This is a genomic window from Thioalkalivibrio sp. ALJ3, assembly GCF_000377205.1.
In the GTDB taxonomy this organism is placed as follows: Bacteria; Pseudomonadota; Gammaproteobacteria; order Ectothiorhodospirales; family Ectothiorhodospiraceae; genus Thioalkalivibrio.
In genome coordinates, this window is record NZ_KB897905.1 from 441245 (window position 1) to 455636 (window position 14392).

Genomic DNA, 14392 nt, shown 5'->3' on the forward strand with positions numbered 1-14392 from the left:
CCCATGACGCCAGGAATCTCCACGCCACGAGCCGCACCCCGCCACGCCCTGGTTGCGGCCGCGCTGGGCCTCGCGCTGGCCAGTATGCCGGCGAGCGTGGCGGCACAGGTCGCCAACAAGCCGCTGTTCCTCACCGGGCCAGGCCTGCCACCCAACGTACTGCTGATCCTCGACAACTCCGACAGCATGCAGGAGGGCCTGAGCCAGGGCCGGGTCGCGATGGACTGGGATCAGTGCGCCCCGGGCGAGGACCTGGAGCCCGACACGTGCCCGGCCGGTGCGCGCTACGAGGACAGCAAGGGCAGCATCGTCAAACGTGTAGGCCAAAACCTGATCAACGAGTATCGAGGGCGCATCAACCTGGGACTGATGGCCTATCAGCAACATCCGCCTAGCAATGCCCGCAACGACGTCTTCATCAGCGCGGTAGACGACCCAGCCGACCTGGGTACCGTGCTCTGGCGCCTGGTCCACCGCCCGCATGACGTGCGCTACGCCTCCACCCCGAATCCCGATTTCTACGATCCGGACCACGAGGGCCCGTGGGATTCGGATACCAAGCGCTTCCGCGAACCCCACCCCACACGCGACGACGTCTGGGTCTTCTACAACGTGGCCGTGCCCGGCTATCAGTGGATCACGGCGGAGGATGGAGCGACCGGCTTTCCGGAACACGACGAGACCTGGTTCTGCGAATACACCGGAGACTTCACCGAGGACGACCTGTTTCCGTTCGACTGCTACCGCGATGTCACCGCGGGTTTCGGCGGGCAGCCCGTCTATTCGAACCAGATCCCGCTGAACCTGCTCGGCACCCTGACCGACAGCATGCGCCAGCGCGGTGTTACGCACTGGGGCGAGCACATGATCTTTTCCCAGCTCAATCAACCGGAATGGCGTGCCAACCATTCGCCGGGCCTCGGCTACCTGCATGTGCCCATCGGCGGATTCGATGCCGACGGCAACGTGGATCCCAACCACTGGGAAGCGATCGAGCGCAAGCTGGAGCCCCAACGCCACGACTGGTCACCCGGCGATGGCAATGTACTGGTGGACCCGGACTGGCCACTGATTGCCGCCGGGCTCACGCCACTCGAGGGGACGATGCGCACCGCGCGTGACTACTTCCTCGGACAAACCGAGCACTTCGGCAGCGATCAGGGGAATCTCGATACGCCCGAGATCCCGCGCAGTTGCGATGTCAACGCCGCGGTCTGGGTCACCGACGGCCTCCCTTCGGTACAGGCCGACGGCACCGAACTGGGCGACGACCCGGCCACCGCGATCCGCCAGGCGTCCGACGCGATCGAGGACTTCCACGCCACAACCGACGTCGACACCTACATCGTGGGCTTCGCTTTGCCTCCCGGAATCGGAGGCCTGGACGACGACATGCCGGAGAACCCGCTGGACCTTCTGGCCGAATCCGGTGGTACCGGTTCCGCCTTTGACGCGACCAGCGAGGACGGTCTGCAGGACGCCATGTCGCGCATCTTCGAGGGCGTAATCGCGGAGGCGACCGGCAGCTCGGCTGCTGTCGCAGCCAACTCCACCAGCCTGCAGGCGGGATCCGCGATCTTCCAGGCCGGCTTCGACTCCAGCGACTGGTCGGGAGAGTTGCGGGCCTTTCGGCTAACCAGCCCCGCCCTGGATGACGGCGAACTGATCGAGTCCATCCCCGCTTGGGATGCCGAGGCCCAGCTGCCACCACCTGCGGGGCGCAACCTGCTGACCTGGGCACCCAGCGAAGAACCGGATGATTTCTCACCGAGCTGGAGCCAGGGCGAGACCGTCGCCTTCGAATTCTCGGCACTGACCGATCCCCAGCAGGAAGCGCTGGGCGGAGAAGGGACGGGCCCGGAGCGGCTCGACTGGCTGCGTGGCATGTCGGATAACGAGGGTTTTGGCGCAGACCAGTTACGCCCCCGGCAGCGCCTTCTGGGCGATATCGTGAATTCACGCCCGTTGTTCGTACATGCACAGGACTTCGGGTATGGGCGTCTCGAAGGGGTCGGCGAGTCCTACAGCGACGCGCTGGACTCCTGGAGGACCCAGCGCCCACTAGTGGCCGTCAACGCGAACGACGGCAAATTCCATGCTTTCGACGGCCGACTCCCCTGCCAGGACAACACTGCCGAACCCATTGGTGGCTGCTCCTCGGAAGGCGGCCTCGAGGTCTTCGCGCTCGTCCCCAACGCCGTCTATGGCGACCTTCAGGATCTCTCCAGACCCGATTACGACCGGCGCTATGTGCTGGATGGCTCACCCCGGCTCGGTCACGTGCATGACGGAACCGGCTGGCGGCGCATCGTGGTGGCCTCGCAGGGGGCGGGTGGAACCGGCGTGTTCGCGCTGGATATCGACCGGCAGGAAGTCCTGTGGGAGATCGACCACCGTCACGAGGCATTCGAGTCCTCTCTCGGCCGGGTCATCGGCGACCCCGTGCTCGGGCGCGCCGCCAGCGGGCAATGGATCACCGCGATTCCGAACGGCTACGGCAGCGAGAACGGCCAGGCCTCAATCCTGATTCTCGACACCCTGAGCGGCGAACGGCTGTTCGAATGGACACCGAACCACTCGGACAACACCGCAGACAACGGCATGTTCAGCCCCGTACCCGTCGACACCAGCGGCGACCGCAAGATCGACCGCATCTACGCCGGGGATCTGAATGGCAATCTCTGGCGTCTGGATCTGGGTGGAAACGGACCCGCGCAGTGGGGTGCCCCGGGGTTCCTCACTACCGGCACCCAGACTTCACCGCTATTCCAGGCGCATGATGCGGGTGGCACCCGGCAACCGATCACGGCGCGTCCGGCGGTCGCGCGCGACGACAGTGGGCACGTGAACCTGTTCTTTGGTACCGGCCAGTATTTCGAGGTCGGCGACAACGACCCCGGCAACAGCTCCACGCAGAGCCTGTACGGGGTACGAGATCGCGATGAGGGCATCGTCGAACGCTCCGATCTGCTGGTCCAGGAGATCCAGCACGAGGTCCAGGCATTCGACTTTGATCTGCGCGTCACCAGTGATCACACCATGGAGGACAGCCAAGCCGGCTGGGTGATGGATCTTGTCTCGCCGCTGTTCGGTTTTCAGGGCGAACGGGTGGTGGAAGATGCCCTGATCCGCCACGGCGACCGTGTCGTCTTCGCGACCCTGATCCCCGAGCCCAGCAGCGATCCCTGCGACCCCGGTGGCGGGACCGGCTGGATCATGGAGTTCGATGCCTTCAGCGGCGGCCGGCTGGAGCGGTCGCCCTGGGACCTCAGCGGCGAAGGCTTTGGCGAAGAAAGTTTCGTGGACGTCCCGGTCGAGAACGAGGATGGCACCGTGGAATCGATCGCCCTGCCCGCCCACGGAATCCGCTCGCCAGTCGGCATCCCCTCGCGGCCAACCGTGGTCGAGGACCAGCAACGGCGGGATCGCGAATACAAACTGCCCGTTGGCTCCGGGGGAGAGGTCTGGCAGATGCCGGACGAGGAACGTCCGGGCTTCAACTGGCGCAGCTGGCGTCAGCTCCGATAACGGGGGGATACAGGATGAAAAAACCGAGAACAACCTTGCCCGCGATGGGCCGCAGACGGGCGATCGGGGTGCTGGTTGCGTTGAGTCTGTCCCCGACCTTCGCGATGGCTTACGTCGAGCAGGAACGCACGGTTGAAGGCGTGCTGGAACGCAGCCTTCCGGAACAGAAGCAGGTCGTCATCAATGGCGAGCGACTGCGCCTGCATTCCCGCATCCCGCATCCGAAACACCGCCGCACTCATGACGACACGAGCCCGGCGGTCGGCGACCGGGTGAGGGCCACAATCGCGGACGGCCGGGTCGTGCAGCTGGAGCGAAAACCATGACCCCCAAAGCACCTCGGGGCGGTCTCGGGTTCACCCTCATCGAGGTAATGGTGGTGGTCGCGGTCGTGGGCATCCTCGCAGCGATTGCCTACCCCTCCTACCAGAACCATGTGACCAACACCTGGCGGGGCAATGCCGCCGGCTGCCTGACCGAGGCTGCACAGTCGATGGAGCGACGCTACACCCGTGAAATGAGCTACGAGGGCGACCTGCCCAGCCGTGGCTGCATGACCGAAAACGGCATGCCGGATCGGTACAGCTTCCGTCTGGCCGAGGTCGAGCGGGCCTCGTTCCGGCTCGAGGCCGTACCCCAGGGGGTCCAGGCCAGCCGTGACACCCGGTGCGGCACCCTTACCCTGAACGAGCGCGGCGAACGCGGTGCCAACGGTACCGCGTCCGATTGCTGGTGAAATCGACGGGCCAGCCCGAACAAGCCCCGGCGATCCGATGCCCAAACAAAAGCGCCCGGCGGGTAAACCCGGCCGGGCGCCTGTTATTGCCTTGCCCCTTGTAGGAGGCGCTGGCGTTGACCGTTACGCCGAGGCGGCGCGGGCGGCCTTTTTGCGTTCGTGTTCGAGCAGGAACTTCTTGCGGATGCGGATGTTTTCCGGAGTGACCTCGACGAGTTCGTCGTCGTCGATGAACTCGATGGCCTGCTCCAGCGTCATGCGGATCGGCGGGGTCAGCTGGATGTTCTCGTCCGTGCCAGCGGCGCGGATGTTGGTCAGCTGCTTGGCCTTGAGCGCATTCACGACCAGGTCGTTCTCGCGCGAGTGCAGGCCGATGACCATGCCCTCGTAGACCTCGTCGCCGGGGCCGATGAACAGCTTGCCGCGATCCTGCAGGTTGAACAGCGCAAAGCCGAGCGCCTTGCCGGCAGCATTGGCGATCAGCACGCCGTTCTGGCGCGAGGCGACCGCACCCGGCTGGTAGGGGCCGTAGTGGTCAAAGATGTGGTGCAGGATGCCGGTGCCGGAGGTCGCGGTCATGAACTCGGTCTGGAAGCCGATCAGCCCGCGCGACGGGATGATGAAGTCCAGGCGCACGCGGCCCTTGCCGTCGGGCACCATGTTGGTCATGTCGCCGCGGCGTTCGCCGAGCTTTTCCATGATCGTGCCCTGGTGCTGCTCCTCGACGTCGACGGTGACGGCCTCGTAGGGCTCCTGCTTTACGCCGTCCACTTCCTTGATGACCACTTCCGGACGCGAGACGCCCAGCTCGTAGCCTTCGCGGCGCATGTTCTCGATCAGAATGCCGAGATGCAGCTCGCCACGGCCCGAGACCTTGAACTTGTCGGCGTCGTCGGTCTCTTCCACGCGCAGGGCGACATTGTGCTTGAGCTCTTCCAGCAGGCGGTCGCGCAGCACGCGCGAGGTCACGTACTTGCCTTCGCGCCCGGCGAACGGCGAGGTGTTGACCTGGAAGGTCATGGTCACCGTCGGTTCGTCCACGGTCAGCGGTTCCATCGCCTCGACGTTATTCGGGTCGCACAGGGTGTCGGAGATGTACAGCTCGTCCATGCCGGTGAAGGTAATGATGTCGCCGGCGCGGGCCTCCGCGACCTCGACACGCTCCAGGCCGTGGAAGCCCATGATCTGCAGCATGCGGCCATTACGTACCTTGCCCTCGCGGTCCACCACCTTCACCGGAGTGTTCGGCTTGATGCGCCCGCGCTTCACGCGGCCGATGCCGATCAGGCCCTGGTAGGAGTTGTAGTCCAGCGAGGAGACCTGCATCTGGAACGGGCCGTCGGCGTCGACGTTCGGCGGCGACACATGCTTGACGATCGTCTCCAGCAGGCAGGTCATGTCGCCTTCGGTAACACTGGAATCCAGTCCGGCGAAGCCGTTCAGCGCGGAGGCGAACACGATGGGGAAGTCCAGCTGCTCGTCGGTCGCGCCAAGGCGGTCGAACAGGTCGAACACCTGGTCCACGGCCCAGTCCGGGCGGGCGCCGGGGCGGTCGACCTTGTTGACCACCACGATTGGCTTGAAGCCCATCGCAAAGGCCTTCTGGGTCACGAAGCGGGTCTGCGGCATCGGGCCGTCGACCGCGTCCACCAGCAGCAGCACGGAATCGACCATGGACAGCACGCGCTCGACCTCGCCACCGAAGTCGGCGTGTCCAGGGGTGTCGACAATGTTGATGCGGTAGTCCTGCCATTCGATGGCCGTGTTCTTGGCCAGGATGGTGATCCCGCGTTCTTTCTCGATCGCGTTCGAATCCATGATCCGCTCGCCGTGGTCGCCGCGCGCATCAAGCGTTCCGGACTGGCGCAGGAGCTGGTCGACCAGCGTGGTCTTGCCATGATCGACGTGGGCGATAATGGCGATGTTGCGAAGCTTCTCGGTCATGGAATACAAACTCTGGATACTGGCAAAAGGGCCGACACTATACAGACTTATTCGTGACCGCGCTGCGACTTCCACGTTTTATGCGCAGGCTCCTTCGCCCCCGCGCTGCCAGGGCAACTCATCAGCCGCCTGATCGCCATCGATAACCGGCGCCCGGCCATCCCGGCCGTAACGCAGCGACAGAGCCGGAATGACCCAAAGTGACGCGGGTTCGGGAAGCATGGCGGCACCATGTGGGCGGCCGCGCGGAGGGTCAGGACCTGGACTCGTCTTCCGGCGGTGGGAGCTGGAGGTGGAAGCCCTGCTCATTGAGGTTGGCCAGGACCTTTTGCGGGTCTTCCTGGGCCAGGGCGCGCTCCGGGGTCAGCTCGAACTCCAGGGCGAACTCGAGGCGACCGAGTGCTCGACTCAGGCCGTCGGGGAGTTCGGAGAAGTCGCCCTTCTGCGGCAGATAGACGTAGGTATCGGCGCGCCGGGTCGCGCGGTAGACATAGCACTGCATCGGTTCAGTCCTCGAGATAGGTGTAGCCGGTCAGGCCCTGCTCCAGCTCCGCCAGCAGCCGGCCCGCGGCCTCGCCGCGCAGGCCGGCGGCGTCGATCTTGGCGCGGAAGGTGCGCCGCAGATCATCCGGGGCAAAGTGCACGTACGACAGCAGTTCGTCCACGGTGTCGCCGCGTTCTGGGTCGACCAGGCGATAGCCGCCTTCCGGCAGCAACTCCACGTTCACGGTGTCGGTGTCCCCGAACAGGTTGTGCAGATCGCCCAGGATCTCCTGGTAGGCGCCGACCAGAAAGATGCCGAGGTAGTACGGCTCGCGGTCGTTCCACGGGTGCAGGGCGAGCGTTGTGTGCGTGCCTTCGCGCTCCACGTAGTGCTCGATGTGGCCATCGGAGTCGCAGGTCAGGTCCTGCAGCACCGCGCGCCGCGTCGGCCGTTCGTCCAGCCGATGCAGCGGCATGATCGGGAAGATCTGGTTGATCGCCCAGGTGTCCGGGATCGACTGGAACACGGAGAAGTTGCAGAAGACCTTGTCCGCCAGCTTGTCGGTCAGCTCCGCGTGGATCTCCGCCGGCAGGGCCTCCGGCCGTGCCAGCAGCCGCTGGCACAGGGCAAAGTAGATCGCCTCGGCACGGGCGCGGTCGGCCAGCGACAGCATCCCGCGGGCAAAGCGCGCCTGCACCTCCGCCAGGCCGTAGGCGGCATCGTGGTAGATCTCGGACGCCGGGCGCTCGCCCTCGTCCAGCAAGGCACGCATGGCGGCGATCTCGGGCAGTTCGCCATTCTCCGCAGGCGGGACGTCGCCATCCCCCGGGGCCGGCTCGCAGTCGATCACGTTGGTGATCAGCACCGCATGGTGCGCGGTCAGGGCGCGCCCGGACTCGCTGAAGACCTCGGGCATGGTCAGACCCAGTTCCTCGCAGATGCGCTTGAGCGGGCGCAGGATGTTCAGCGCGTACTCCTCCACCGAATAGTTGATGGAGCATTCGTTGCGCGAGCGCGAGCCCTCGTAGTCGATGCCCAGCCCGCCGCCGACATCCACTACCCGCAGGGCCGCGCCGGCCTCGGTCAGCGCGGCGAAATAGCTGGCCGCCTCGCCCATGCCGTTCTGGATGTCGCGGATGTTCGCGATCTGCGAGCCCATGTGAAAGTGCAGCAGTTGCAGCCGGCCCAGCCAGCCGAGGCCGCGCAGGCGCTCGAGGATGCCCAGCACATCCGCCGCCGAGAGGCCGAACTTGGCCTTCTCGCCGCCGGTGTTCTGCCACTTGCCCTTGCCGATCGAGGCCAGGCGCACGCGCAGGCCCAGCAGCGGCTCGACCTGCATGGCCTCGGCCTGGCGGATCACCTCCTCCAGTTCGGAGGGTTTCTCGATCACGATGTACACGCGGTGTCCGAGCTGGCGCCCGATCAGCGCCAGGCGCACGTATTCGCGGTCCTTGTAGCCGTTGCAGATAATCGCCGCACCCGGGCGCGACTGCGCCAGTACGGCCATCAGCTCCGGCTTGGAGCCGGCCTCCAGCCCCACGCGCGGGGTTAGCCCCTCGGCATCCGGCTGATCACCGGCCGCCAGAATCTGATCCACCACACTGCGCTGCTGGTTGACCTTGATCGGATAGATCGCCGTGAATACGCCTTCGTACTCCAGCTCGCGCGCGGCGGTGTCGAAGGCCCGCGCCAGGCGGCGCACCCGGCCGTCCAGCACATCCTGGAATCGCACCAGCACCGGCGGGCCCACATGCTCCTCCCGCAGACGCCCCGCGAGCTCGTACAGATCCACGCCAGGGTGCTCCGGCCAGTCCGCGCGGCGCATCGCCACGTTGCCCGCGGCGTTCACCTCGAAGAAGCCACCGTTCCAGTGATCGATCCCGTAGGTGGCGCGGGCCTCGTCCAGATTCCAGGGCGTGTCAGACATGGCGATCCCGGGTTTGCGCATGAGTGTGACCAGTTGCCCGCAGCGTACGGGGCACTATCATAGCGGCGCATCATACCGTCCACCGCACCGGCAAGGGGAGCCGCCAATGGCACTCGACAACAACTGGTTCAGCGAACCGCACGAAGACATGGCGCTGTCCCTGCGCATCAAGCAGAAGCTGCACGAAGAACAGACCCCGTACCAGAGGATCGAGATCTACGAGACCGAGGCCTTCGGCAACCTGATGGTGATCGACGACTGCGTGATGCTGACCGGCCGCGACAACTTCATCTACCACGAGATGATGTCGCACCCGGTGCTGTATTCGCACAACGCTCCGAGGAACGTGGTGATCATTGGCGGCGGCGACTGCGGCACCCTGCGCGAGGTGCTCAAGCACGACGAGGTCGAGCGCGCCGTGCAGGTGGATATCGACGAGCGCGTCACCCGCCTGTCCGAGCAATACTTCCCGGAGCTGTGCGACGCCAATGACGATCCGCGCGCCGAGTTGCTGTTCGACGACGGCGTGCAGTACCTGAAGGACGCCGCCCCCGGCTCCATCGACGTGATCATCGTCGACTCCACCGACCCGGTCGGCCCGGCCGAAGGCCTGTTCTCCACCGCGTTCTACAAGGACTGCGTGAAGGCCCTGGGCCCGGACGGCCTGCTGGTGCAGCAGAGCGAATCGCCGCTGCTGCACACCGACAGCATCATCCGCCCAATGCATGACAGCCTGCGTGCGGCGAACTTTATCGACGCCCTGGCATTGCACTTCCCGCAACCGACCTATCCCTCAGGCTGGTGGACCTGCACCATCGCCGCGAAGGACTGCCCGGTGTCGTTCCTGCGCGAAGAGGCAGCCGAGGAACTGCCGTTTGTCACGCACTATTACAACGCCGCGATCCACCGCGCCGCCGGTGCCACCCCGGAGTTCTTCCGCCGCAAGCTGTTCGCCTGAGGCGGGCAGCCCCTTCAGCCTCCCACGCAAGGGGTTCCGCCGGCCGCGGCTTGATGCGGTTCGCTGCGCTCAGCGCATCCTACGGAGCTACCGAGCACCGCAGGGTGCAAAGAGCACATGCGAATTGCGCCGTGAGTGCGGGATCGGGCTAGGCGGGGCGGCCGGCCTTGAGGCGGTCGAGGCGCAGGCGTTCACGGGTGTCGAACAGGCGGCGGGAGGCGAACCAGACCGCGCCCAGGGTGCCGAAGCCGGTGCCCGCGGTGATCAGGAACATGATCAGGATCTGGTACTTCACGGCCTCCACCGGCGGGGCGCCGGCCAGGATCTGGCCGGTCATCATGCCCGGCAGGCTGACGATGCCGGCGGCGGCCATGGCGTTGATGGTCGGCATCAGGCCGGAGCGCGCGGCCTCGCGACGCATGGTCGTGACCGCTTCGCTCCAGGAGGCCCCCATCGCGAGCCGGCCCTCGATTGTTCGGCGCTCGCGCCAGACGGTCTGCGTCAGGCGGTCCAGTCCCAGCGCGATACCGGTCATGGTGTTGCCGAGCAGCATGCCCAGCAGCGGGATCGCGTATTGCGGCTCCCACCAGGGGGTCGGGCCGACCATGGTGGTCAGTGCCAGCACCGTGACCGCGAATGCCGAGATGAACATGGTCACGGTACCGATCCCGTAGCCCCACAGCCCGGCGAAGCGGCGCTGCTGGCGCGCCATCACCTCGTAGCCGGCCACCGCCAGCATGATCACCGCCATCAACGCCACCCAGCCAAGCTGGGCGTGGTCGAACAGCGTCTGCAGGATCAGCCCGACCAGCAGCAGCTGGATCACGGTGCGCGCCCCGGCGATCAGCAGGCTGCGCCCCAGGCCCATGCGCGCCCAGACGGTCACCCCGGCCAGCGCGACGACCAGCAGCGCCGCCAGCGTCAGATCGAACGGGGAAAGCGAGATCAGCTCCATGCGGGGGCCTCCAGCTTGCCGTTGCTGATGGTCAGGATGCGTCCACCGAGGCGCTGGCGTTGCAGCGTGTCATGGCTGACCCAAAGGGCCGCCGCCTCTTCCTCCGCCAGGTATGTGCGTACCGCGCGCTCGATGCGCCTGGTGTTCTCCAGGTCGAGGTTGGCGGTGGGCTCGTCCAGCAGGAGGACGCGTGGATGATTCAGCAGCGCCCGCAGAAGACCCAGGCGCTGCTTCTCGCCGCTGGAGAGCCGCTCGACCTCCCAGTGCAGGGATTCTTCCGGGAGTGCGACCTGCTCCAGCAGGTGCAGCGCCGTCTCGCGGGAGAAGTCGGCGGGCAGGTGCTCGTCCACGCGTTCGCTCCACCAGGCGGTCTCCGCCGGCACATAAGCAACCTGCCGGCGCCACTGCACCGGGGGCATCGAGTCGCGGGGCGCACCGGCCAGACGGACCTCGCCGGTATTCGGATCCAGGTCCGCCAGCGCGCGCAACAGCAGGGACTTGCCGGAGCCCGAGGCACCGGTAAGCTGCACCAGCTCGCCGGGCTGGAGTTGCAGTTCCAGCGGGCCCAGGTGGGCCGTTTTCAGCTCATGTGCTTCGAACAGGCGATCCATGCTGGCGGTTCCGGTCAGGCGAAAGCGGAATCGTAACCGAACCCGCGGGGGTTCGCGGGGGGCAAAAAAAGAGGGCGCCGGGGAGGCGCCCTGAAAGCCAACATCCTTGAGTCCTGGGAGACTGTTGCTGTCGGCGTCGGAGGAGACACTTTGGGGGTTCGACCCGGCCCTCCGGGCCGAACCCCTACTCGCGTTTCGAGCGTTTACTGCTTCCCGGTGAATTCCGGGTAGGCCTCGAGGCCACACTCGGTGATGTCGGCACCGATCTCCTCGTCCTCTTCGCTCAGGCGAATACCCATCACGGCCTTCAGGATGGCCCAGACAATCAGGGATGCCGTGAAGACGAAGGCGAAGATGGCGAGCAGGCCCGCGATCTGGCCGAAGAACGTCGCGTCCGGGTTGGACAGCAACACGGCCATCACACCCCAGATACCGGCAGTACCGTGCGCGGAGATCGCACCAACCGGATCGTCGATCTTCAGCTTGTCCAGCGCGACGATCGAGAAGACCACGATCACGCCACCGATGGCACCGATGATCATCGCCAGGAACGGGCTGGGCATCAGCGGCTCGGCCGTGATGGACACCAGGCCCGCGACCGCGCCGTTCAGTGCCATGGTCAGATCAGCCTTGCCGAACACCAGACGGGTGGTGATCAGGGCGGCGACCACACCCCCGGCCGCGGCCAGGTTGGTGTTGGCGAACACGGCGGCCACGGCGTTGGCGGACTCGATGTCCGAGACCTTCAGCTCGGAGCCACCATTGAAGCCGAACCAGCCCAACCACAGGATCAGCACGCCCAGGGTCGCCAACGGCATGCTGGAGCCCGGGATCGCGTTGATCTGACCGTCCTTGCCGTACTTGCCCTTGCGCGCCCCGAGGAGCAGCACACCGGCCAATGCCGCGGCGGCACCCGTGAAGTGGACGATGCCGGAACCGGCGTAGTCGAGGTAGCCGATCTGGTCGAGGAACCCTTCACCCCAGCTCCAGAAGCCCTGGATCGGGTAGATGAAGCCGGTCAGCACGACCGCGAAGGCCAGGAAAGCCCACAGCTTCATCCGCTCGGCCACGGCACCCGAGACGATGGACATCGCGGTGGCCACGAACACGACCTGGAAGAAGAAGTCGGCACGATCGGAGTAGTAGATGTCGCCATCGCTACCCAGTACCTCGCCCACGGCATTGTCGCCGGTGATCAGGAAGCCCAGGCTCGGGATTACGGAGCTCAGGCCATCGCCGTACATGATGTTGTAACCGATCAGCATGTACATGATGCTGGCGATCGAATACAGGGCGATGTTCTTGGTAGCGATTTCGGCGACACTCTTGGTGCGCACCATCCCGGCCTCGAGCATGGTAAAGCCCGCGGCCATCCACATCACCAGTGCACCGGCCACCAGAAAATAAAATGTGTCCATCGCATAGGCGAGTTCGACAACTTGTTGTTCAATTTCCATGATTGAAATTCCTCATTCGATGGAAGAGGGAAAACCCTTAAAGGGCCTCCGGGCCGGTCTCGCCCGTGCGAATACGCACGACCTGCTCCACCGGTGTGATAAAGATCTTGCCGTCGCCGATCTTGCCCGTACTGGCAGACTTGGAAATGGCCTCGACCACCTGATCGACCAAGTTCTCGTCGACAGCCACTTCCAGTTTCACCTTGGGCAGAAAATCGACCACGTATTCGGCTCCGCGATAGAGCTCGGTATGGCCGCGCTGACGACCAAAACCCTTTACTTCGGTCATGGTCATTCCTTGCACGCCGATCTCCGAGATCGCCTCGCGGACATCATCAAGCTTGAACGGCTTGATCACGGCGGTAATCATCTTCATGTCGGACTCCTTGAGCGGGTCCACCAAAAGGCGGACCCGCAGTTACTTGAGGGGAAAAGCCGGGTTTAGAACGTCTTGGTCCAGCCCACCCAGGCGCCAACGTCCTCGTCGGACTCATCGACGTATTCCAGGTTGAAACTGAACTCGCCCCAGTCACCGGCATCGCGGGTGAGGCTCGCGGTGTAGTGGGTGTAGTTGTCGTTTTCGTCGGTGTCGTCGAAGGTCTGGCGGCCGACCAGGAAGCCGACGCTGTAGACATCCATGAACGGGATATCGAGGCCGCCGTAGTAGTACGTATCCTTGCGCTCGAGCGCCGAGTCGGAGCTGTCGGTGACGACGTGTGCGATACCGCCATAGAGGCCTACAGGGCCGGTGTCGAAACTCAGCTCGCCGTAGATCTCGCCGAAATCGGCGCTCAGGGAACCGGTGTCGTCACGGGCATCGGGGTAGGCGTAGTAGACGTAGCCGACGTCGTAGCCAAGACCGTTTTCGAAGTCATCGGCGAACCCAAGATAAAGATCCAGCTCGTAACTCGTGTCGTCCCCGAAGTCGACATTGGAGACCCAGGTTCCGGTATAAAATCCGGATGCGTGTTCGTAATCTATGCCACCCTGGATCGCGGCACCGTCATCCGTTTCAGAACCACCACGGAAGTAGTAGTTGGAGACCGCCCCGATGTTGACGGAAAGCTCCGCGGTGGCGGTCGAGGTAAAGACCACGCCACCGGTCGAGCCGACAGTGACAATGGCGGCGGCCAGTGCGGAACGAGTGAACTTCTTCATGTTGTGTTCTCCCAGTTGTGCAATTGAGTGTCGCGTAGTCGACACCCGGTCCTTGCACGGGCCGTGCCACATCGGGAAAACGGAGCCAGATCGGCTTTTCACAACACCTGTTGCAGGCGAACGACGCTCGCGCGCACGAAAGTAGTGCGCACTAAAAGTGCACACGCACCATGTTGGGTCAGAGAATGAGGAATCTGTGACCGGCCGCACGGCCGGCACCGAAACGGACTAAGTCAGGAACAGGCGTAAGGGGATCAGGCGGAGGCTGGCAGGGTGCCGCGTTCGACCACGATGCCGACCTCGGCCACACCGGCAACCGCACCGGGCTTGCCCAGTTCGATGCGCACCCAGGGGGTGCGGAACTCGGCCATCAGGGCCTCCGCGACCTCCTCGGCCAGAGATTCCAGTAGCGCGTGAGGCTCGCGCGTGACGATCGCGCGCACGGCGTTAGCCACCGCCTCGTAATCGACCGTATCGGTGATCTCGCCCGAGTGCGCGGCGATGCGCGTATCAGTAGCCAGCTGGATGTCAAAGCGCAGGGGGCGCTGGATGCGCTGTTCCCAGTCATAGACACCGACGACGGCATCAATGCGCAGATCCTTGAGGTAGATTCGATCCATCCCGTACCTTCGCG

13 protein-coding genes are annotated in these 14392 nt (G+C 65.0%); 4 read left to right on the forward strand and 9 right to left on the reverse strand.

Annotated elements, in window-relative coordinates; genetic code table 11:
- Positions 1–3 precede the first annotated feature (3 nt).
- The 3 genes from C935_RS0102170 to C935_RS0102180 are packed head-to-tail and all read left to right on the forward strand — an operon-like array spanning position 4 to position 4264.
- On the forward strand, positions 4–3528 hold the full coding sequence (locus tag C935_RS0102170; protein ID WP_231367683.1) for a pilus assembly protein: 3525 nt from the start codon (positions 4–6) through the stop codon (positions 3526–3528).
- Positions 3529–3542: 14 nt separating this feature from the next.
- Positions 3543–3854, forward strand: coding sequence for a hypothetical protein (locus C935_RS0102175; RefSeq protein ID WP_026278598.1), 312 nt, complete (start codon positions 3543–3545; stop codon positions 3852–3854).
- A complete protein-coding gene (locus C935_RS0102180) occupies positions 3851–4264 on the forward strand; it encodes a type IV pilin protein (protein WP_018860876.1) in 414 nt (137 codons plus the stop codon). Before C935_RS0102175 ends, C935_RS0102180 begins: the two co-directional genes overlap by 4 nt.
- A 123-nt stretch (positions 4265–4387) precedes the next feature.
- Here the strand turns inward: C935_RS0102180 and typA are convergent, their stop codons facing one another.
- The 3 genes from typA to speA all read right to left on the reverse strand — a co-directional run bounded on the left by typA (position 4388) and on the right by speA (position 8619).
- Positions 4388–6208, reverse strand: a complete 1821-nt coding sequence (gene typA, locus C935_RS0102185) for a translational GTPase TypA (RefSeq protein ID WP_018860877.1) — start codon at positions 6206–6208, stop codon at positions 4388–4390.
- Between the two features lie 253 nt (positions 6209–6461).
- Positions 6462–6710 carry a YcgL domain-containing protein gene (locus tag C935_RS0102190; protein ID WP_018860878.1) on the reverse strand — a complete coding sequence of 83 codons (249 nt, stop codon included), beginning with the start codon at positions 6708–6710 and terminating at the stop codon, positions 6462–6464.
- A gap of 4 nt (positions 6711–6714) precedes the next feature.
- Positions 6715–8619 (reverse strand): biosynthetic arginine decarboxylase, encoded by a 1905-nt coding sequence (speA, locus tag C935_RS0102195; RefSeq protein ID WP_018860879.1) that lies wholly within the window; start codon positions 8617–8619, stop codon positions 6715–6717.
- 106 nt (positions 8620–8725) lie between these two features.
- On the opposite strand from speA, the gene speE reads away from it, so the two are divergent.
- A complete protein-coding gene (gene speE / locus C935_RS0102200; protein WP_018860880.1) occupies positions 8726–9577 on the forward strand; it encodes a polyamine aminopropyltransferase in 852 nt (283 codons plus the stop codon).
- A gap of 148 nt (positions 9578–9725) precedes the next feature.
- Here the strand turns inward: speE and fetB are convergent, their stop codons facing one another.
- The 6 genes from fetB to folB form a co-directional block, all read right to left on the reverse strand.
- On the reverse strand, positions 9726–10532 hold the full coding sequence (fetB, locus tag C935_RS0102205) for an iron export ABC transporter permease subunit FetB (protein ID WP_018860881.1): 807 nt from the start codon (positions 10530–10532) through the stop codon (positions 9726–9728).
- Positions 10523–11143 carry an ATP-binding cassette domain-containing protein gene (locus C935_RS0102210; protein ID WP_018860882.1) on the reverse strand — a complete coding sequence of 207 codons (621 nt, stop codon included), beginning with the start codon at positions 11141–11143 and terminating at the stop codon, positions 10523–10525. The genes fetB and C935_RS0102210 overlap by 10 nt, the downstream gene beginning before the upstream one ends.
- A gap of 203 nt (positions 11144–11346) precedes the next feature.
- The gene (locus tag C935_RS0102215) at positions 11347–12600 is read right to left on the reverse strand and encodes an ammonium transporter (RefSeq protein ID WP_018860883.1); all 1254 of its coding nucleotides are present in this window, start codon (positions 12598–12600) and stop codon (positions 11347–11349) included.
- A gap of 37 nt (positions 12601–12637) precedes the next feature.
- Positions 12638–12976: a P-II family nitrogen regulator gene (locus C935_RS0102220; RefSeq protein ID WP_012981610.1), complete on the reverse strand. Its 339-nt coding sequence runs from the start codon at positions 12974–12976 to the stop codon at positions 12638–12640.
- A 65-nt stretch (positions 12977–13041) separates the two neighbouring features.
- A complete protein-coding gene (locus C935_RS0102225) occupies positions 13042–13758 on the reverse strand; it encodes a TorF family putative porin (RefSeq protein ID WP_018860884.1) in 717 nt (238 codons plus the stop codon).
- 254 nt (positions 13759–14012) lie between these two features.
- Positions 14013–14378, reverse strand: coding sequence for a dihydroneopterin aldolase (gene folB / locus C935_RS0102230; protein ID WP_017926523.1), 366 nt, complete (start codon positions 14376–14378; stop codon positions 14013–14015).
- Between the last annotated feature and the right edge of the window lie 14 nt (positions 14379–14392).